The organism is Sulfitobacter sp. HI0129 (assembly GCF_001635395.1).
Classification (GTDB): Bacteria; Pseudomonadota; Alphaproteobacteria; order Rhodobacterales; family Rhodobacteraceae; genus Sulfitobacter.
In genome coordinates this window covers 1-925 of record NZ_LWGH01000608.1, presented here as the reverse complement: position 1 = coordinate 925, position 925 = coordinate 1, and the positions used below count along the sequence as shown (strand labels likewise).

The window sequence follows — 925 nt, the reverse complement described above, 5'->3', positions numbered from 1 at the left end:
CCGATCCGTTCCAGCAGGTCGGCATCGCGGGGGGCCAACCCTTCGCTGGACTGTCCGGCCACCGCGCGGACGAACCTGCCGTCATGCTCGCTGGGCACCGTGGCCCGCAACTGCGCATCCAGCGTTTCATGGACAAGCTCTGGCGCCTCGACCGCCAGCAAAGACACCGGGAGCAACCGGCGCGGCCCAAGCGTGACCCCGCCCTGCAGACCTTCGGAGATGAAATGAACCTCACTGTCACCGCCAAGCCCGCTTGTCCGCATGGCGACCGCTTCGACCATCGTCCGGTAGGGCCCGACCCGGGCGCCCAGCGGGTCTATCGCCGGCCGACCGTTCCGCAGCAGGGCGACATCCGTCGTGGTGCCACCGATATCGCTCACCAGTGCATCGTCGGCCCCCGTCAGCCAGCGCGCCCCAACGATGGAGGCTGCCGGACCGCTCAGGATCGTTTCGATGGGGCGGACCCGCGCCTGCGCGCTGGAAATCAACGCCCCGTCCCCCCGCACCACCATCAGAGGGGCGGGGATACCGATGTCGCGCAGCGTATCTTCGGCCCGCCCGATAAGGCGATCGATCATGCCGATCAGACGGGCGTTGAGAACCGCCGTCATCGCCCGCTTCGGGCCGTTGAGCTTCGCCGACAACTGGTGCGATGACGAAACGGGCCGCCCTGTCATCTGCTGGACAAGCGCCGCCGCCCGCTGTTCGTGGGCAGGGTTGCGCACCGCGAACTGGCTTGCCACGGCGAAACCGCTGACCGCGCTGCCGTGGGTTTCCAGAAAGGCGGTCAGGGCCGCTTCGTCCAGCGGCGCGGCCTCTGCCCCCGCATGATCGTGCCCCCCGGCCAGCACGATATATGGCTCCCCCCGCAGCGCTTCCCTGAGGCCATGCGCATCCAGATCCCGTTCCTTGAACCCGATGTAGA

At 68.3% G+C, this 925-nt stretch carries 1 protein-coding gene; it reads right to left on the bottom strand.

Annotation, left to right across the window (positions count from 1 at the left end):
• The coding region (locus tag A3764_RS16025; RefSeq protein WP_330220536.1) for a hydantoinase/oxoprolinase family protein at nucleotides 1-925 on the bottom strand (925 nt) is incomplete at both ends.